The organism is Mesorhizobium sp. M0678, assembly GCF_040320505.1.
Lineage (GTDB): Bacteria > Pseudomonadota > Alphaproteobacteria > Rhizobiales > Rhizobiaceae > Mesorhizobium.
Genome location: NZ_JAMYPT010000014.1, coordinates 132,183 through 150,942, shown reverse-complemented (window position 1 = coordinate 150,942; position 18,760 = coordinate 132,183). Strand labels below are relative to the sequence as shown.

Below are 18,760 nucleotides of genomic sequence, written 5' to 3'. Positions count from 1 at the left end.
CCCCCCCACAAACCTCCAACCCGCCCCTGCCCGCGCCCCCCGTGGCTTGGCTTATTTTGGGGGGCCCCCACACCTCATTGGGCCCGCCCCGCCGCCGGGTTTGGCCGGGGGGGCGCCATCCCCCCCCCCGCCGCTCTTCGTGCTGTGGCTCGATGCGCACCCCGATTTTCATACGCTCGACACGACGACCAGCGGCAATTTGCATGGTGTGCCGCTGGCTTATGCCAGCGGGCAGCCCGGCTTCGAGGGCTATTTCCCCCGCCTTGCAGCGCAGGTGGAGCCGGCTCGCATATGCGCGCTGGGGATCCGCAGCGTGGACCTGGCGGAAAGGGATGCATTGCGCAGAGCCGGCGTGACGGTCCACGACATGCGTTCGATCGACGAGCACGGCATCGCGCAACTGCTTCGCGCCTTTCTCGAACGGGTGAGCGCCGCCAACGGCATGCTCCACGTCAGCCTCGACGTCGATTTTCTCGACCCGTCGATCGCCCCGGCGGTCGGCACCACCGTCCCAGGCGGCGCCACCTTCCGCGAGGCGCATCTGGCGATGGAAATGCTGCATGACAGCGGCCTCGTCACCAGTCTCGATCTGGTCGAGCTCAACCCTTTTCTCGACGAACGCGGCCGCACCGCCACGCTTTTGGTCGACCTGACCGCAAGCTTGATGGGCCGGCGGATCATGGATCGCCCAACGAGGGGGTTCTGAGCCATGACGGTCAATTTGAACATCGTTCCCTTCGTCAGCGTCGACCGCATGATGAAGCTGGTGCTTGCCATCGGCATCGAGCGCTTTCTGGTCGAGCTTGCCGCCTATATCGAAGAGGATTTCACGCGTTGGGAGCTGTTCGACAAGACGCCGCGCGTCGCCTCGCACAGCATTGACGGCGTCATCGAGCTGATGCCGACCAGCGACGGGCAGCTTTACGGCTTCAAATACGTCAACGGGCATCCGAAGAACACGCGTGACGGCCGCCAGACCGTGACCGCTTTCGGCGTGCTTGCCGATGTCGGCAACGGCTATCCGATGCTGCTTTCGGAAATGACCATCCTGACGGCGCTCAGAACCGCCGCAAGCTCGGCCGTCGCGGCGAAATACCTCGCTCCCGAGGCCGCCCGGTGCATGGCGATCATCGGCAATGGCGCGCAATCGGAATTCCAGGCGATTGCGTTCAAGGCGCTGCTTGGCGTCGACAGGCTGCGCCTCTACGATATCGACCCGGCGGCCTCGACCAAATGCATGAAGAACCTTGCCGGCATGGGTTTCGACATCAAGCTCTGCGCGTCGGCGCAGGAGGCCGTCGAAGGTGCAGAGATCATCACCACGGTGACCGCCGACAAGCGGTCGGCAACAATCCTGACCGACAACATGGTCGGGTCCGGCGTGCACATCAACGCGGTCGGCGGCGACTGCCCGGGCAAGACCGAGCTGCATCGCGACATTCTGCTGCGCTCGAATATTTTCGTCGAGTATCCGCCGCAGACGCGCATCGAAGGCGAGAGCCAGCAGCTCGATGCGGACCATCCGATCACCGAATTGTGGCAGGTGATGACAGGAAAGGCAGCAGGCCGGACGGACGCCGGACAGATCACGCTGTTTGATTCCGTCGGCTTTGCGATCGAGGATTTTTCCGCGCTGCGCTACGTCCGCGATCAGCTTCAGCGGACCGGCCTTTACGAGGAACTAGACCTTCTGGCCGATCCCGATGAACCGCGTGACCTGTTCGGCATGCTGCTGCGCGCCGAAAAAGTGGCCGGGCTGGCGGTTGCCGGCAGCTGAGCTGCGATCCTGTCGGTCAGTCCTTCTTTTCCTGGTACAGGCGCTCGGTGGCGCGGTCGCTTTCCCTGCGCTCCGCCGGGCCGCGACGGCGCTGCGTGAGCAGGGCGTAGGCGATCAGGATTGCCAGCAGCAGTGGACCGCCTGCAACAACGAGCAACCACAAACTAGTCTCAAACATCGAACCGTCTCCTTTCCTTCACAACCGGGAAGGACCAGAACCGTTCCTCCGTCTTATCGGAGGTCGCCCGCACGGCGTGGCGCGATTCAGGATTTAATGCTTCGAGCGGGGCGTTCCACGCCTTGTCTGCACTCAGGATGCCCTTATCTAGAGTCTTATCATTCGGTCACAGGCACTCTCTGCAAAGTGAAGGGAACCACAAGGGCTTTCCGACATTTGGTTGTTCAAGAGACAAACGTGCAGCCACACCGGCTCCGGGGCTAGGAATACCATGCGTGAGAATCAATCCGACGTCTTCGATCTGTTTTCCGAGGTTTACAAGAATGCGGCGCAGGAGGAGATAAGCCTCCAGCAATATCTGCTTGCCTGCCGCGAGGACAAGTCGATGTACGCCTCGGCGCCCGAGCGGATGGTCGAGGCGATTGGCGAGCCGACCTTTGTCGATACCAGCAAGGACGAGCGGCTTGGCCGTATTTTTTCGAACCGGACGATCAAGATCTATCCGACCTTCGCCGACTTTTACGGCATGGAGGATACGATCGAGCGTATCGCCGGTTATTTCCGCTATGCCTCGCAAGGGCTCGAGGAACGCAAGCAGATACTCTATCTCCTCGGCCCGGTCGGCGGCGGCAAGTCCTCGCTTGCGGAGCAGCTGAAAAGGCTGATGGAGCAGCGTCCGATCTATACGCTGAAGGTCGGCGGCCAGGTCAGCCCGGTGTTCGAATCGCCGCTCGGGCTGTTCGACCCCGACCGCATGGGCGACCTTTTGGAGGATAAATACGGCATCGCCCGGCGGCGGCTGAACGGCCTGATCTCGCCCTGGGCGGCCAAGCGCCTCGACGAATTGTCCGGCGACATCTCCAAATTCAGCGTCGTCAAGCTGATGCCGTCCAGGCTTCGCCAGATCGGCATCGCCAAGACCGAGCCGGGCGATGAGAACAACCAGGACGTTTCGGCCCTGGTCGGCAAGGTCGACATCAGGCAGCTGGAAAACTTCAGCCAGTCCGATCCGGATGCCTATTCCTATAGCGGCGGCCTGAACCGGACCACGCAAGGACTGCTCGAATTCGTCGAGATGTTCAAGGCGCCGATCAAGGTGCTGCATCCGCTGCTGACCGCGACCCAGGAAGGCAGCTACAACGGCACCGAGAATTTCGGCGCTTTCCCCTATCAGGGCATCATCGTTGCCCATTCCAACGAATCGGAATGGCTGCAGTTCAAGAACAACAAGAACAACGAGGCGTTCCTCGACCGTATCCTGGTGGTCAAGGTGCCGTATTGCCTGCGGGTCACCGAAGAGCGGCAGATCTACGAGAAGCTGTTGCGCGAAAGCGAATTGGCCTCCAGCCCCTGCGCTCCGGAAGTGCTCGATATCCTCAGCCGGTTCACCGTTTCGACCCGCCTGGCCGAACACGACAATTCGCCGCTCTACACCAAGATGCGCGTCTATGACGGCGAGAACCTCAAGGAAACCGATCCCAAGGCGAAGTCGGTCCAGGAGTACCGAAACGCGGCCGGTGTCGATGAAGGCATGACCGGCGTCAGCACCCGCTTCGCCTTCAAGATCCTGTCGCAGACCTTCAACTACGACACCGAAGAGGTGGCCGCCGATCCGGTGCATCTGATGTACATCCTGGAAGAGGCGATCAAGCGCGAGCAGTTCCCGAAGGAAACAGAGGCGGACTATCTCGATTTCATAAAGTCGGAGCTGGCGACCCGTTATGCCGAGTTCATCGGACACGAGATCCAGAAGGCTTATCTGGAATCCTATAGCGAATACGGCCAGAACCTGTTCGACCGCTACATCGCCTATGCCGATGCCTGGATCGAGGATCAGGACTACAAGGATACCGATACCGGCCAGATCCTCAATCGCGAGGTTCTGGACAACGAACTGTCGCAGGTCGAAAAGCCGGCCGGCATCGCCAATCCCAAGGACTTCCGCAACGAAGTGGTGAAGTTCACGCTGCGCGCGCGGGCCAGAAACCATGGCCGCAACCCATCATGGACAAGCTACGAAAAGCTGCGCGAAGTCATCGAGAAGCGGATGTTCGGGCAGGTCGAAGATCTGCTGCCGGTGATCAGCTTCGGCTCCAAGCAGGACAGCGTGACGGAGAAGCGGCATACCGAATTCGTGCAGCGGATGATCCAGCGCGGCTACACCGAGCGCCAGGTCCGCCGGCTGGTGGACTGGTACATGCGGGTGAACAAGGCGGGTTGAAGCCAGCCCGGGGTAACATATGCCGATCTTCATCGATCGCCGACTGAACCCGAAGGACAAAAGCCTCGGCAACCGGCAGCGTTTCCTGCGGCGGGCGCGCGAAGAGTTGAAGCGCACCATCCGCGATCAGATCCGCACCGGCAAGATCGCCGACGTGGACGCCGAGCATGCCGTTTCGATGCCGGCGCGAGGCACCGGCGAGCCGAGCTTCAAGGATGCCCGGAACAGCGGCAGCCGCCAGCACGTCCTGCCCGGCAACAAGCATTTTGCCCGAGGCGACCGGCTGCCTAAACCCGGCCAGGGCGGCGGCATGGGATCCGCCCCGGGGAGAACCGAATCGGAGGACGATTTCCGTTTCGTGCTGTCGCGCGAGGAGGTGCTCGACCTCTTTTTCGAAGACCTCGAACTGCCTGATATGGTCAAGCTCAACCTCAAGGAGATCCTCGCCTTCAAGCCGCGCCGGGCCGGCTTCGCCGCGACCGGCTCGCCGACCAACATCAATGTCGGGCGCACGATGCGCAACAGCCATGGCCGCCGCATAGCGCTCAGGCGCCCCAAGCAGGAGGCGGTCGACGCTGTCGCGCAGGAGATCGCGACGCTGGAGACGAAGCCGCAAAACGCCGAGATGCGGCAGCGCATCGTGGCGCTGCAGGAAGAGCTTGAGCGGCTGGAGCGCCGCCGCAAGCGGATCGCCTTTGTCGATCCGGTCGATATCCGCTTCAACCGCTTCGACGCCCAGCCGGTGCCGAACGCCAATGCGGTGATGTTCTGCCTGATGGACGTGTCCGGTTCGATGGGCGAACGCGAGAAAGATCTGGCCAAGCGCTTCTTCGTGCTGCTGCACCTGTTCCTGAAACGGCGCTATGACCGCACCGAGGTCGTCTTCATTCGCCACACGCACGAGGCGCAGGAGGTGGACGAGGAAACCTTCTTCTACAACACTCAGAGCGGCGGCACGGTGGTTTCCACGGCGCTCGAGGAGATGCACCGCATCGTCGAGCAACGCTATCCCAGCCGCGAATGGAACATCTATGTCGCCCAGGCCTCGGACGGCGACAATTTCGTCACCGATTCCGAGCGCTGCATCGCCTTGCTCGACGAACAGATCATGCGGCTTTGCCAGTATTTCGCCTATGTCGAGATCCTCGACGAGCGTGAGAGCCACATCTTCGGCGCCACCGACAACGGCACGTCGCTGTGGCGTGCCTACAGTGCGGTCAAGCTGAGGTGGTCGAACTTCCAGATGAGCCGCATCGCCACGGCGGCCGACATCTACCCGGTTTTCCGCCAGCTCTTCGCCAGACAGCCGGGTTATCAAAAGAGCGCTGAAAGAGGGGGCTGATGGCGAGCAAATCCGGGTTGCTGTTTTCCGGTTCCGACTGGGATTTCAGGACGCTGTCGCGTGCCTACGAGACCATCGAGGCGGTCGCCACGGAAGAGCTCCACCTCGACGTCTATCCGGTGCAGATGGAGATCATCTCCTCAGAACAGATGCTCGACGCCTATTCCTCTGTCGGCATGCCGCTGATGTACCGCCACTGGTCGTTCGGCAAGCACTACCTCTACCAGGAATTGCTCTACCGCAAAGGCGGACGGGGGCTCGCCTATGAACTCGTCATCAATTCCAATCCCTGCATCGTCTATCTGATGGAAGAAAACACCATGGCCCTGCAGGCCCTGGTGACGGCGCACGCGGCACTCGGCCATAACCATTTCTTCAAGAATAATTATCTGTTCCAGCAGTGGACTGACGCCAGCGCCATCCTCAGTTATCTGGACTTCGCCAAGGGCTACATTGCCCGCTGTGAGGAGCGGCATGGCGTCGATGCGGTGGAAGAGATCCTCGATGCCGCACATGCGCTGATGGAACAGGGCGTGTTCAGATATCACCGGCCGCCGAAACTGTCGTCGGAAAAGCAGCGCGAGGGCGTTCGCGAGCGCCTGGAATACGAGGAGCGTTCCTACAATGACCTATGGCGCACGCTGCCGCCTTCGAAGGACGGCACCAAGCCCCGCGAGACGGATACAATGGCGGAGCGCAGGAAATCGCTCAAGCTGCCCGAGGAAAACCTGCTTTATTTCCTGGAGAAGAACAGCCTGATCCTGGAACCCTGGCAGCGTGAGGTCATCCGGATTGTCCGCGTCATCGCGCAGTATTTCTATCCGCAGCGCCAAACGCAGGTGATGAACGAGGGCTGCGCCACCTTCGTGCATTACACGCTGATGAACCTTTTGTTCGACCGCGGCCTGATCGGCGAAGGCGCCATGCTGGAAGTGCTGCGCAACCATTCGAACGTGATCTTCCAGCCGGGCTTCGACGATCCGCGCTTTTCCGGCATCAACCCTTACGCGCTGGGCCTCGACATGATGCAGGACATCCAGCGCATCTCGACCGCGCCGACCGCCGAGGACCGCGACTGGTTTCCCGATATCGCCGGCAATGGCGACTGGCGCCAGACCCTGCTGGACGCCTGGGCCAACCATCGCGACGAGTCCTTCATCCGCCAGTATCTGAGCCCTACCCTGATCCGGAAATGGCGGTTCTTTGTGCTTGCCGATGCGGCCAACGATCCGCACTACGAAGTCGCCTCGATACACAATGAGCGCGGCTACGAGAGCATCCGCGCCGCACTCGCCCACAGCTACGACATCGGCGCCAGCCGGCCGGACATCCAGGTGGTGGACGTGGACCTGCTCGGCGATCGGCATCTGCGCCTGCAGCATAAGGTCAAGGACGGCATAGTGCTGGAAGGCGGCAGCCGCGACGCCACGCTGCGCCATATCCGCAAGCTCTGGGGCTACGAGGTCAGCATGGCTGCGGTCGACTCACAGACCGGCGCCACAGTCCACGAACGGTCGACCAGCCAGATCGGGGAATGACCGAACCGGACTTGCCGGCGAAGTCGGGTGTCGTTGCCTTTACCGGATCACCAACCACCCTAAGTACGCGCGCGCCACGAGGGCATCATTCAGGGAGCAGGAACATGCGCGCATTGATGATCGCCACCGTCCTTCTGGTCGCTGTCACGATGGCGCTCTCACTTGTGCACGCACTGGAATTGCCCGGCAAGTTGCGCCTCAAGGAGGCCACCTACAGATCAGTGCAGGCGATCTATTATCCCGGCTTCACGATCGGCGGCTTTGCCGAGATCGGCGGCATCATTGCCCTCGCCATCATGCTCTACCTGACGCCTTATCCAAGCGCTCGATTCTGGTGGACCTTGGCGGCGCTCGCCTTCTTGCTGGCGGAACATGCGACCTATTGGTTGATAACGCATCCCGTCAATAATTTCTGGGTGCAAGACGTTGCCATGCCGAAATCAGCCGCGACGTTTTTTTCAATGTTCTCTCGAAAGCAGACCGGCGACTGGAGAGACTTGCGCAACGTCTGGGAGGCTTCGCATGTCGCCAAGGCAGGCCTGGCGATGCTGAGCCTCGTCTCAATTGCTATCGCCGCGACATTTTTTGCTGAATAGCGCCAGGGATCAAGACGGCCCTCGTCCGCCAACTTGTCGCCACGAACGCTGCATCCGAGATCAGGGAACGGAACCGGCGTACTATCTTAACGTCAAGCGATCCTGCCGTTTCAGCGGTCGGCGCGATGCTTGTTGTGGGCGCTTTCCTGGTGCTCGCCGCGAATTATGTTGCGGTCGTCGGGATCGGCAATGTCCTTCGGGTCCGATCTGAGCTCGGCACCGCGCCGGAACGCCTCGCGCTCTTGCCTGGTCTTTTTCAAATCCGCTTCCGCGTCGAAATCCTTGCCGGCGTTTTTCGTGTTCTCGCGCTCTTCGATAATGCGCAATTGCTGCTCATGAGTCTTTTTTCCGGCCATCGGTGACCTCCTTCTTTTGATTTTCCGCTTTCCCAGGGTCCAAATTCGCTACAGCCCGAAAGGATAGGTCTCGGGAAGGCCTGTCCCCGCATGTTCCGGCCCAAGCGGCGTCACGGCACTGGTTTCATCGAACCAGACGAAAGCATCGAACTGGCGGGCGAGCGAGGCGTCCGCATAATGGCTGTGGAGCTCGGTTTCGGGCCGGTAGATGACGCCGATAAAGCGTTCCAGCCGGCGCTCCAGAAGCCGTTCGCGCAGCGTGTCGTCGCGCTCGAAATCGAGCAGGAAAGGCGAGACGCCGCTGTCGTGGCAAAGCCGCTCATAGCTGTCGTTGTGGGAAGGCCGAACCGGTTTCACTTCCATGTCGCCGTCCCAGTCGGTGGCGGCGGCCACCGTCCCGGAATGCGTACTGAGCCCGATCAAGGCAACCTCGTCGCCAAAACGCTGGCGGCAGAGCTGGCCGATGTTCACTTCGTCCCTGACGATCCCCATCTCGGTGTAGCGGGCATCGCCGATATGGGAATTATGTGCCCATACCACCGCCTTGGCGTTCGGGCCGCGGGCCTGCAGCAGGTGCTCCAGCGTTTCGAACATATGGGTGTCGCGCAGGTTCCAGGATTGCGCGCCGCCGTAATACATGGTGCGGTAATAGCGCTCGGCGGAGGCGACCAGACGGGCATTCTGGCTCGCGTCGAGGAAATCGATGCCGTCCTGCTGCGCATAGTCGAGCTCTCTGGAAAGCAGTTCCCGGCATTGCTCGAGCACGGCCTTCTCGCATTTCTGGTAGCCGGAGGTGAGTGCGACACGGCCATAGGTGGCCGGGTCGTTCTGCCACGGCGTCAAGCAGCCGTAGCGTTCGCGCGCGATCCTTGCCGCCTGCGGATCGACCCGGTCGAGATATTGCAGGACCGCCGCAATCGATCCGCCCATATTGTAGATGTCTAGGCCATAGAATCCGGCCCGCCGGGAGGAAATGCTGATCCGCTCATTACGCACTCGCATCCAGTCGACGAACGCCGCGACGTCGGTGTTGCGCCACATCCAGGTGGGAAAGCGCTGGAAGGGCGGCGCGGCGCCCGGCCGCGGCGGTCGATGGCGGACGTAGCGGTCGATCGCCGCGGCATCGGGCCAGTCGGCCTCGACCGCGACGATGGTGAAGCCATGCTTCTCGATCAGCCTGCGAGTGATCGCGGCGCGCGCACGGTAGAACTCCGACGTGCCGTGGCTGGCTTCGCCGAGCAAGACGACGCGGCGGTCGGCAAACCGGTCGAACAGCGCACCGAAGGCCGGATCGTCGAAATCCGGAAGCGGTTCGGCGGCGGCCGCTATCATCTGCGGCAGGCTGCTCCTGCGCTGATGCCGGTGCGGAAGATCGGCCGCTATTTGGCTGTCGCTGCCTGGCTCGCCCCAGCCTTGCTCGCCGATCAGCGGAACAAACCGCACGCCGCCGAAATCCTCCTCGGTGTAGGTTGCGGCGCCGGTACGGGTGACCTTGAGCAGGCGCTGCGAGTCGAATTCATCGCCGACCGGGATGACAAGCCGGCCAGCGACGTCGAGCTGTTCTTGCAGAGCGAGCGGTGCGCCGGGTCCGGCGGCCGCAACCAGGATCGCATCGAAGGGTGCCGCCTCGGGCCAGCCTTTGGTGCCGTCGCCGGTGCGGACTTCGATATTGTCGTAGCCAAGCTTTTTGAACCGTTGCCTTGCCGTTTCAGCCAACGCGGCGTGGCGCTCGATCGTGTAGACGCGTTCGACGATCCGGCTCATTACGGCAGCCGCATAGCCCGAGCCGGTGCCAACCTCGAGGACGTGGTCGCCGGCTCCGATCTCCGCCATTTCGATCATGAATGCAACGATATAGGGCTGCGATATCGTCTGACCTTCGGCGATCGGCAGCGGCCCGTCCTCATAGGCGAATTCTTCGAAACCAGGCTCGACGAAAGCCTCGCGCGGGACCTCGCGCATCGCCTGAAGGACATTGCGGTCGCGAATGCCACGGCGGCTCAAGTGGATGTCGACCATTTGGTTGCGGGCATGGGAGAGATCGAGCATCTTTTTGCTCCTCCTATGGGCCTCCGCTACAATCGCCCAAGCTGCTCAACGCCACCTCGGCCGGCTCGTATCTCAGGGCCTCGGCAGTCCCTTTGGATTCAAGCAATGCGGTGCATCTCCCTAACCGTTAGCAAGCCCCGAGGTTCCCCAAAAGACCGACCCGCTTTTGTGTGGCGAGGCGGGTTGCAGGATCGGCAAGCGGGCGCTAGCCACGCCGCCCAAACTTATTTCGAGGCAAATCCTTTCTCCGACGCGGCGCCACTCCAGATAACGACGGACGAGGGTATTCCGGAGGCATGTCCATGAACGACGAGGCTCGCACCACTGCGCAAACAACCGGCGTTGACCAGGTCGATCTGATGGACCGCTACTGGCGCGCCGCGAACTACATCTCGGTTGGCCAGATCTACCTGCTCGACAATCCGCTCTTGCGCGGGCCCTTGCGGCCCGAGCACATCAAGCCGCGGCTGCTCGGCCATTGGGGCACGACGCCCGGCCTCAATTTCATCTATGTGCATTTAAACCGGATTATCCGTGAACGTGGTCTCGATGTCCTGTTCATCTGCGGTCCGGGTCACGGCGGCCCGGCAATGGTCGCGAACACCTGGCTCGAGGGCACCTACAGCGAAATCTATCCCGAGGTCGGCGGGGACGAAGACGGCCTGCGCAAGCTGTTCCGGCAGTTCTCGTTTCCCGGCGGAGTGCCGAGCCACGCGGCTCCGGAGACGCCCGGCTCGATCCACGAAGGCGGAGAGCTCGGCTATGCGCTGGTCCATGCCTTCGGCGCCGCCTTCGACAATCCGAACCTTGTGGTTGCCTGCGTCGTCGGCGACGGCGAAGCCGAGACCGGCCCGCTCGCCGCGGCTTGGCATTCCAACAAGTTCCTGAACCCTGCATCCGACGGTGCCGTCCTGCCGATCCTGCATCTCAACGGCTACAAGATCGCCAGCCCGACGATCCTCGGCCGCATGAAAGACGAGGCGTTGCGCAGCCTGTTCCTCGGCTATGGCTACGAAACCTTTTTCGTGGAAGGCCATGAGCCTGCCCCGATGCATCGGGAGATGGCCCGCACGCTCGATACCGTGCTCGACCGGATCCACTCCATCCAGGAGCCTGCAAGAGCCGCGGGCTGGAAGGGAGAGCGGCCGCTGTGGCCGATGATCGTGCTGCGCAGCCCAAAGGGTTGGACCGGGCCGAAAGAGGTCGACGGCAAGAAGGTCGAGGATTTCTGGCGCTCGCACCAGGTCCCGGTGTCGAACGCACGCGGCGATGCGGCGCACCGGCAGATCCTCGAAGACTGGATGCGCAGCTACGAACCGAAGACGCTGTTCGACGAACGCGGGCATCTCCTGGCGGAGCTCGCGGCGCTGGCACCCACAGGGTCAAGACGCATGGGTGCAATACCCTACGCCAATGGCGGCCTGCTGAGACAAGACCTCGTGCTTCCCGACTGGAAAGGCCTGGCGCTCGACGTACCGCGTCCGGGCGGCACTGTCGGCGAGGCGACGCGGACCGTGGGGAGCTATCTTCGCGATGTGATCCGCTTGAACGCCGAGGCCAGGAATTTCCGGCTGATGGGACCCGACGAGACGTCCTCCAACCGCCTCGACGACGTGTTCGAGGTCACGGATCGGATCTGGATGGAGCGGATCGAGCCTTACGACGTCCATCTTTCCCGCGACGGCCGCGTCATGGAAGTGCTCAGCGAGCACCTTTGCCAAGGCTGGCTGGAGGGCTATCTGCTGACCGGCCGCCACGGCCTGTTCTCGTGCTACGAGGCGTTCGTCCACATCGTCGATTCCATGGTCAACCAGCACGCCAAATGGCTGAAGACCTCCGGCGAACTTGCCTGGCGCAAGCCGATCGCCTCGCTCAACTACCTGCTGACCTCGCATGTCTGGCGACAGGATCACAACGGCTTCAGCCATCAGGACCCGGGCTTTGCCGATTTCGTCGCCAACAAGAAGGCCGACACGGTAAGGCTCTATTTCCCGCCCGACGCCAACACGCTGCTGTGGATCACCGACCATTGCCTGAAAACCTACAACCGCATCAACGTCATCGTCGCCGGCAAGCAGCCGGCGCCGCAATGGCTGTCCGCCGAGGACGCGGAAGCGCACTGCAAGGCCCGCGCCGGCATCTGGGAATGGGCCGGGACGGTTGCCAGGGGCGAAGATCCGGATGTGGTCCTGGCCTGCGCCGGCGACGTGCCGACGCTGGAGACGCTGGCTGCAGCCCATATCCTGCGCTCGGGCATTCCGGACCTGAAGATCCGCGTCGTCAATGTCGTCGACCTGATGATTTTGCAGTCGAATTCCGAGCATCCGCATGGCTTTGCCGACGACAGATTCGACGCGCTGTTCACCAAGGCCAAGCCGGTCATCTTCGCCTATCACGGCTATCCCTATCTCATTCACCGTCTGACCTACCGGCGCGCCAACCACGACAACATGCATGTGCACGGCTTTCGCGAGGAAGGCACGACGACGACGCCGTTCGATATGGTGGTGCTCAACCACCTCGACCGCTATCATCTGGCGCTCGCCGCGATCGCGCGTGTGCCGGGGCTGGCCGAGCGGGCGAAGGATCTTGCCGCGGCGTTGCACGGGAAATTGGCTGAGCACACGGCCTATGTCCGCGAACATGGCGAGGACATGCCCGAGATCCAGAAATGGTCTTGGCCGCAGGACGGCGCGACGAGGGCCGGCGATTGATGCGACGATCGATCCTTGCGTTGAATGCCGGCTCGTCGAGCATCAAGTTCGGGCTTTACGATCTTGGAGTGTCCGCTGAGCTGGATCTTGCCTCGCGCGGTTCGCTGGATCTGGGCGATGCGCCGAGGCTGCACGCAAAAGCCGCCGATGGGGCGGTGCAGTGCGATCGGCCACTTGCCGCAGACGCATCGCCCGATTTAGGCATCGGCCAGATGCTGCAATGGATCGAGAACGAACTTGGCGGAAGGAAATTGATTGCCGCCGGCCATCGCATCGTCCATGGCGGACGCGAGTTCGTCGAACCTGTCCGCCTGACGCCGACAGTTATCGAGGCTCTCGACAGGCTGACCCCGCTTGCGCCATTTCACCAGCCGCGCAGCCTCGCGCCGATCCGGGCGCTTGCCGCGCTACGGCCCGACCTGCCGCAGGTCGGATGTTTCGACACCGCCTTCCATCGGACCATCGAGCCTCTGGTCAGCCGTTTTGCGCTGCCGCGCCGCTATGAGGCAGACGGCATCCACCGCTACGGCTTTCACGGGCTTTCCTACGAATATGTCGCGGGCCGACTCGAGCAGATATCGCCCGATCTGGCGGCAAAAAGAACCATCGTCGCCCATCTCGGCAATGGGGCGAGCCTGTGCGCCATGCGCGACGGGCGCAGCGTCGATACGACGATGGGCTTTTCGGCGCTTGACGGCCTGGTCATGGGCACGCGCTGCGGCGCCATCGATCCAGGCGTGCTTTTGTACCTGCTGCTGGAAAGAGGCTTTTCGGGAGAGGCACTGCAGCACATGCTCTACGAGGAATCCGGGCTGCTCGGCGTGTCCGGTATTTCCGGCGACATGCGCACACTGGAGGCCAGCGACGACCGCCGGGCTCGCGAAGCGGTGGAGCTTTTCGCCTTCCGCGCCGCCAGGGAAGTTGCCACCCTCGCCAACACGCTGGGTGGCCTCGAATGCCTGGTGTTCACCGCCGGCATCGGCGAGCACTCGGCCACGGCCCGCAAAGCGATTTGCGACAGGCTTGGCTGGCTCGGCGTGGCGATCGACGAGGCCGCCAACAGCTCTCATGCCGCGCTAATGAGCCAGGCGGAGAGCAAGGTGGAAGTCCGCGTCGTGGCGACCGACGAAGAAGGTGTGATCGCCCGCCACACGCGCAAGGTGATGGAGGGGCCCGGCTGAGGCGGATGGCCTCGAATGGCGGCGCTTGCTCGACCGGGCTACGTCGCGAGGGCGGCCGATCTGTTGAATACGATGGTCACCCGCGTTCCTTTGTCGGGGGCAGAATCCACCTCGAACCGGGCTTTGGCATTTTCGGTCAGCGATTGATCGATCAGTGCTCCGAGCTTGCCGGGTTTCGGCCAGGTCTCGCCTTCGCTCGGTTTTTTCGGCTTCGGCGGACATTCCAAGCTTTCGATGTTTTGGGTGGGACCATGATCAATATCAGGTCGCTCGCCAACTGCGAAGTCCGCTCGTTGCCACCACGCGGCCAGGCATAGCGGAGAGCCGAGATCGTGGTTGAGAAGCGGCTGAATGCTCACCTCGAATGGCTCTGCTCGACCAGATGGTATTTGTACCGGTCGCGAATATGCTCGTTGAAGAACCGGCCCTTTGACGAGGCTTTGCGGAATGCCGCGTGGACCTGCGGCGGCACGTCCTCGTAATCATAGCGGTTTCCGCTCGGGACGAACCATACGGAGAGTACCCTCGTCGCCGGCTGGTAATCGATGCTTCTGATCGCAGTTGAAGGCATCCTCGACAGGTCCAATCCACGCCGTCGTGTGAATAACCCTGCACGGAGAGCGAGGTTCCTTGCTGCCGAAGCAGCCTTGCCGCTACGGGCCGGCTTCACCAAATACGGTTGATGCCATCGCCCAAGACATCGGCTGCAGCCCGCCAGGGCGATCTCTTTGCCGCCGCCGACGACCTGCCGGAAGGATTCCGCTACCGGCCCGAACTGATCACGCCGGACGAAGAAGCAGCGTTGGCGAGCCAGCTCGCAAGCCTGCCTTTTCAGGCCTTCGACTTTCACGGCCATCTGGCAAACCGGCGGGTGGTCGGTTTTGGGCTGCGTTATGATTACGACCGGCGCGAAGTCGTCGAGGCACCGCCGATACCCGGCTTTCTGCTGCCGCTCAGGGAAAAGGTTGCAGCCTTTGCCCGCTTGCCCGCCGAGACCTTCGTGCAGGTGCTGATCAACGAGTACCGGCCGGGCGCCGGTATCGGCTGGCACCGCGACAAGCCTCATTTCGAGGCCGTCGCCGGTGTTTCCCTGCTGGCCGCCTGCAGCTTTCGCCTGCGGCGGAAAAACGGCACGCGATGGGACCGCAAGACGGTAACCGTCGATCCAAGATCGGTCTATCTGATGACGGGTGCTGCGCGCAACGAATGGGAGCACAGCATTCCGCCGGTTGCGGAGCACCGCTATTCGATCACGTTGCGCACGCTGCGGCCGCAACGCGCTTAAAGCAGAGCGGTGACGAAGCCCGAGCACTGCCCTTAAGAACTGGGCTGAAACAAATTCATCCGTCGCCATGCCGGCCGGCAAAGTCCGCCAGCATGGCGCGCTGGCCTTTCAGGATCTTGAGGTTGGCTTCAGGCAGGGAGAACCAGCCCGCTTTGTCGACTTCGGCAAATTCCTTCATCGAGCCGGACCTTGGCGGCCATTCCATGACGAAGGTGTTGCTGCTGATGGCGTCGCTGTCGAAATCCGCCTCGACGCACCATGCGATGACGAGCTTGCCGCCCGGCTGCCTGTAGCTGCCAAGGCTTTCGAAATCCCCGTCGATGGCAAGACCGAGTTCCTCTTCGGCCTCGCGTTTTGCTGCCGCCAGCTCGTCCTCGTTCTCGTCGACCAAGCCCTTCGGGATCGACCATGCGCCGTCGTCCTTCTTCGCCCAGAATGGTCCGCCCGGATGCACCAGCAACACCTGGAGATGTCCTTCCCTTCGGCGAAAGATGAGCAATCCTGCGCTGCGTTGGGCCATTCCGCTATTCCCCTGACGAAAATGAAACAAGCGTCCGGGCCGGCATGTGGAACAGCCTGCCATGGCGGAACGATTTCCGCGCGCAGCCGTTCCGTCCGTTCGACAAATGAGTGATCGACATGGCGACGCCGCGAGCTGCCTGGAAGGGCTTTATGAAAGTCGGATCGGTTTCCTGTGGCGTCAAGATCATCGGTGCCGTCAGCGAGGCCGAGAAAGTGCATTTCAGGATCCTGAACCGCAAGGACGGTCTCCCGGTCAAGAGCGCCTATCTAGACGAGGAGACCGGCGACACGGTCGGGCCGGCGGAGCAGGTAAAAGGCTATGAGGTCGAAAAGGGTGAGTTCATCCATATAGAGCCGGACGAAATCAAGAAACTGAAGATGGTATCGCAGCATACGCTCGAGATCGGCGAGTTCGTGCCTGCCGCCGAAATCGACGCACGCTACCTCGAAAAACCCTACTATCTGGTTCCGGCCGATGCGCCCTCCACGGAGGCTTTCGCGGTGATCCGGGACGCGATGGCCAGGAAAAAGGTAGCAGCCCGCTCCTGCGTCGTGCTCTACCAGCGAGGCCGAGAGGTGCTGATCCAGCCGCTGGGCAAGGGCATGGTAATGACGGAATTACGCAACCACAATGAAGTGGTCGCGGCGGACGCGGTGTTCGAAGGGCTGAAGGCTCGCAAGGTCGATCCCGAGATGCTGGAAATCGCGCAATTGCTGATCGACAAGAAGCCGGCCAAATTCGACCCGTCGAAGTTCGACGATACTTATGAAAAGGCGCTGGTTGCAATGATCGAGGCCAAGCGCAAGGGCAAGAAACCGCCCAAGCCGGCACCTGAGCCCAAGACGAACGTCATCAATCTCGCCGATGTTCTGCGCAAAAGCCTGGCGCAGGAAGGCGGCAAGGCTCCCAGCAAGAAGCCGAGAACGGCCCCGAAACGAAAATCAGCCTGAATGTCCGAAAGCGGATCGAACGGAACCGAAAACGCTCGCGCGCATTTAGATGACGTAGCAATCCGTCGGCAAGCCAAGCGGAGCGGGGGACTGGTGGACGTCGTTGAACTAAGGACTGGCGGGATCCCGCAAGTTTCCTCCGCCGATCTGATGCAGGCGTTGCCTGTGGCCGTCTACACCACCGACAAACAAGGCTACATTACCTTCTTCAACGAAGCCGCTGCCGATCTCTGGGGATATCGTCCGGTTATCGGCCAGGATCGCTGGTGCGGGTCATGGAAGCTTCGCCACCTCGACGGGCGACCGATGGCGCATGACGAGTGTCCAATGGCCGTTGCCTTGCTCGAGGAGCGGGACGTTCGTGGGGGCCGAGCCATCGCCGAGCGGCCGGACGGCCAACTCATCCCGTTCAGTGCGCATCCGGTCCTGCTTCGCAATGAAGCCGGCGAGGTTGTCGGCGCCATCAACACCCTGCTCGACCTGCGCGTGCAGACGCTGGCCGACGACGCCGGCATAAGGCTCGCCGCCATCGTCGAATCCTCGATGGACGCCATCGTGTCCAAAGACCTGAACGGCATTATCACCAGCTGGAACGACGCGGCACAACGCCTGTTCGGCTATACGCCCGCCGAGGCGATCGGGCGCCCGGTGACGATCCTCATCCCGCCCGACCACCTGGATGAGGAAGCCATGATCATCAGCCGCATTCGCGCCGGCGAACGGATTCCTTCATACGAGACTATCCGGCAGCGCAAGGACGGCACCCTGGTTCCGGTTTCGCTCACCATCTCGCCTATACGCGACGGCATCGGGCGTATCATCGGCGCCTCCAAGATCGCGCGCGACATCAGCCCCCACAAGGAAAGCGAACGGCGCATCCGCACACTCATGCGCGAAGTCAACCATCGCGTTAAAAACCAGTATTCGGTGATCGTCTCGATGATCCGCGAGACCAGCAAGCTGGCGGGTACGCCAGAGGCCTTCCTTTCACGGGTCCGGGAACGCATCATGGCGCTTTCGGAATCGCACGACCTCCTGGTCGATGCGGAATGGCGTGGCGCGACCATCGGCGAATTGATCCATGCCCAGACCAAGGCCTTCGCGACACAGGCCCGGCTGTCGATGAGCGGGCCGATGATCATGCTGCAGCCGAACGCCGTGCAATATCTCGGCATTGCCTTTCACGAGCTGGCCACCAATTCGGTAAAGCACGGAGCGCTGTCGCACCATGACGGACGGGTCGAGGTCGAATGGACCGTGACCCCAGCCGCCGATGGCAGCGATGGCTTCCGCCTTGTCTGGCGGGAGCTGGACGGACCATTGGTGGATGAAAACACGCGACGCGGTTTCGGAACGGTTGTGCTCAAACGCGTCACGCCGCAGGCGCTCAGCGGCACCGGCCGCCTGGAATTCGCCAGGCACGGCATCAGCTGGACGCTGGAAGCGCCGCTGCGCTTCGTTCAGATGTCGACGGCCGGCATCGCGGCTGATTGAAGGCCGCTGCCTCGGCCGCGGCTTGGCGGCCGTGTGTTAGCGCAATCCCTGTGGTAGCAATCAGGAGGAGCAGCGATGAGTTGGCTGGGCACCTGGCGGAATCAGTACGGGTCGGTGGTCGAACTGACCAGCGAAGAGGGCGGACGGATCAGCGGAACCTTCAGGACGGCGCTAGAGGACAGCGCCTTCTTCGGCATGACCGTGCCGCTGTTCGGAGCCTGCCATGGAGATGTCATCGGCTTCACCTGCGCGGCCGAAGGGCGGGTCGGAGCCGCAGCGGTGAGCTATACCGGCATTCTCAGGGATGGGAAGCTGGAGATGCTGTGGCACACCGTTGCGGATGCCGCTCTGTCGGCGGAAAAGGAAGGTACCCCGGCCCGAGCCAGGAAACTGCCCGCCTGGCGCGCCTTTGGAACCAGCCTCGACAGTTTTGAACGCGTCTCCTGACGTGTCGGGCCCGCCGCCGCGGCATTCAGCTCGCAAGTGAGGCAGCAGGGTTCCCGCGGTGCATCGGAACTCGCGCTGACGATGGCGCGTTAGCCAGGACATGCGCTGT

Annotated in this window: 18 protein-coding genes; 12 read left to right on the top strand and 6 right to left on the bottom strand. The window is 62.3% G+C overall.

Features of this window, described 5'->3' with window-relative positions; translation table 11 throughout:
- The coding region (locus NKI29_RS23380; RefSeq protein WP_502896722.1) for an arginase family protein at window positions 1-706 on the top strand (706 nt) is incomplete at its 5' end.
- Window positions 707-709: 3 nt separating this feature from the next.
- Complete coding sequence (gene ocd, locus NKI29_RS23375) at window positions 710-1,777, top strand: ornithine cyclodeaminase (protein WP_023677057.1); 1,068 nt, start codon at window positions 710-712, stop codon at window positions 1,775-1,777.
- A gap of 16 nt (window positions 1,778-1,793) precedes the next feature.
- Here ocd and NKI29_RS23370 read toward each other — a convergent pair whose 3' ends face one another.
- On the bottom strand, window positions 1,794-1,955 hold the full coding sequence (locus NKI29_RS23370; protein WP_023677058.1) for a hypothetical protein: 162 nt from the start codon (window positions 1,953-1,955) through the stop codon (window positions 1,794-1,796).
- A 271-nt stretch (window positions 1,956-2,226) separates the two neighbouring features.
- Here NKI29_RS23370 and NKI29_RS23365 point away from each other — a divergent pair, with 271 nt between their 5' ends.
- The 4 genes from NKI29_RS23365 (at window position 2,227) to NKI29_RS23350 (ending at window position 7,652) form a co-directional block, all read left to right on the top strand.
- Window positions 2,227-4,176 (top strand): PrkA family serine protein kinase, encoded by a 1,950-nt coding sequence (locus NKI29_RS23365; protein ID WP_023677059.1) that lies wholly within the window; start codon window positions 2,227-2,229, stop codon window positions 4,174-4,176.
- Window positions 4,177-4,195: 19 nt separating this feature from the next.
- Window positions 4,196-5,518 carry a YeaH/YhbH family protein gene (locus tag NKI29_RS23360; protein ID WP_023677060.1) on the top strand — a complete coding sequence of 441 codons (1,323 nt, stop codon included), beginning with the start codon at window positions 4,196-4,198 and terminating at the stop codon, window positions 5,516-5,518.
- Complete coding sequence (locus NKI29_RS23355) at window positions 5,518-7,056, top strand: SpoVR family protein (protein WP_352797334.1); 1,539 nt, start codon at window positions 5,518-5,520, stop codon at window positions 7,054-7,056. Before NKI29_RS23360 ends, NKI29_RS23355 begins: the two co-directional genes overlap by 1 nt.
- Window positions 7,057-7,172: 116 nt before the next feature.
- Window positions 7,173-7,652, top strand: coding sequence for a DUF1772 domain-containing protein (locus NKI29_RS23350; protein WP_352797332.1), 480 nt, complete (start codon window positions 7,173-7,175; stop codon window positions 7,650-7,652).
- 110 nt (window positions 7,653-7,762) lie between these two features.
- On the opposite strand, the gene NKI29_RS23345 is transcribed toward NKI29_RS23350, so the two are convergent.
- Both NKI29_RS23345 and NKI29_RS23340 read right to left on the bottom strand, forming a co-directional pair.
- The gene (locus NKI29_RS23345; RefSeq protein WP_023720508.1) at window positions 7,763-8,008 is read right to left on the bottom strand and encodes a hypothetical protein; all 246 of its coding nucleotides are present in this window, start codon (window positions 8,006-8,008) and stop codon (window positions 7,763-7,765) included.
- A gap of 48 nt (window positions 8,009-8,056) precedes the next feature.
- Window positions 8,057-10,057, bottom strand: coding sequence for a protein-L-isoaspartate(D-aspartate) O-methyltransferase (locus NKI29_RS23340; RefSeq protein ID WP_352797329.1), 2,001 nt, complete (start codon window positions 10,055-10,057; stop codon window positions 8,057-8,059).
- Window positions 10,058-10,359: 302 nt separating this feature from the next.
- On the opposite strand from NKI29_RS23340, the gene NKI29_RS23335 reads away from it, so the two are divergent.
- Entirely contained in the window at window positions 10,360-12,771 is a 2,412-nt protein-coding gene (locus tag NKI29_RS23335) for a phosphoketolase family protein (RefSeq protein WP_352797326.1), read from the top strand.
- Window positions 12,771-13,952 (top strand): acetate/propionate family kinase, encoded by a 1,182-nt coding sequence (locus NKI29_RS23330; RefSeq protein WP_352797324.1) that lies wholly within the window; start codon window positions 12,771-12,773, stop codon window positions 13,950-13,952. The genes NKI29_RS23335 and NKI29_RS23330 overlap by 1 nt, the downstream gene beginning before the upstream one ends.
- Before the next feature lie 38 nt (window positions 13,953-13,990).
- Here NKI29_RS23330 and NKI29_RS33465 read toward each other — a convergent pair whose 3' ends face one another.
- The gene (locus tag NKI29_RS33465; protein WP_502896721.1) at window positions 13,991-14,311 is read right to left on the bottom strand and encodes a hypothetical protein; all 321 of its coding nucleotides are present in this window, start codon (window positions 14,309-14,311) and stop codon (window positions 13,991-13,993) included.
- Window positions 14,308-14,523 carry a KTSC domain-containing protein gene (locus tag NKI29_RS23320; protein WP_352588791.1) on the bottom strand — a complete coding sequence of 72 codons (216 nt, stop codon included), beginning with the start codon at window positions 14,521-14,523 and terminating at the stop codon, window positions 14,308-14,310. Before NKI29_RS23320 ends, NKI29_RS33465 begins: the two co-directional genes overlap by 4 nt.
- A gap of 111 nt (window positions 14,524-14,634) precedes the next feature.
- On the opposite strand from NKI29_RS23320, the gene NKI29_RS23315 reads away from it, so the two are divergent.
- Window positions 14,635-15,237 (top strand): alpha-ketoglutarate-dependent dioxygenase AlkB, encoded by a 603-nt coding sequence (locus tag NKI29_RS23315; protein ID WP_352797321.1) that lies wholly within the window; start codon window positions 14,635-14,637, stop codon window positions 15,235-15,237.
- A 55-nt stretch (window positions 15,238-15,292) separates the two neighbouring features.
- Here the strand turns inward: NKI29_RS23315 and NKI29_RS23310 are convergent, their stop codons facing one another.
- Complete coding sequence (locus tag NKI29_RS23310; RefSeq protein ID WP_352571852.1) at window positions 15,293-15,757, bottom strand: NUDIX hydrolase; 465 nt, start codon at window positions 15,755-15,757, stop codon at window positions 15,293-15,295.
- A 119-nt stretch (window positions 15,758-15,876) separates the two neighbouring features.
- On the opposite strand from NKI29_RS23310, the gene ku reads away from it, so the two are divergent.
- The 3 genes from ku (at window position 15,877) to NKI29_RS23295 (ending at window position 18,651) form a co-directional block, all read left to right on the top strand.
- Window positions 15,877-16,710: a non-homologous end joining protein Ku gene (gene ku / locus NKI29_RS23305; protein WP_352797318.1), complete on the top strand. Its 834-nt coding sequence runs from the start codon at window positions 15,877-15,879 to the stop codon at window positions 16,708-16,710.
- Between the two features lie 93 nt (window positions 16,711-16,803).
- A complete protein-coding gene (locus NKI29_RS23300) occupies window positions 16,804-18,204 on the top strand; it encodes a PAS domain-containing HWE histidine kinase family protein (RefSeq protein WP_352571854.1) in 1,401 nt (466 codons plus the stop codon).
- A 75-nt stretch (window positions 18,205-18,279) separates the two neighbouring features.
- Window positions 18,280-18,651 carry an avidin/streptavidin family protein gene (locus NKI29_RS23295; RefSeq protein ID WP_352797315.1) on the top strand — a complete coding sequence of 124 codons (372 nt, stop codon included), beginning with the start codon at window positions 18,280-18,282 and terminating at the stop codon, window positions 18,649-18,651.
- Window positions 18,652-18,760 lie beyond the last annotated feature (109 nt).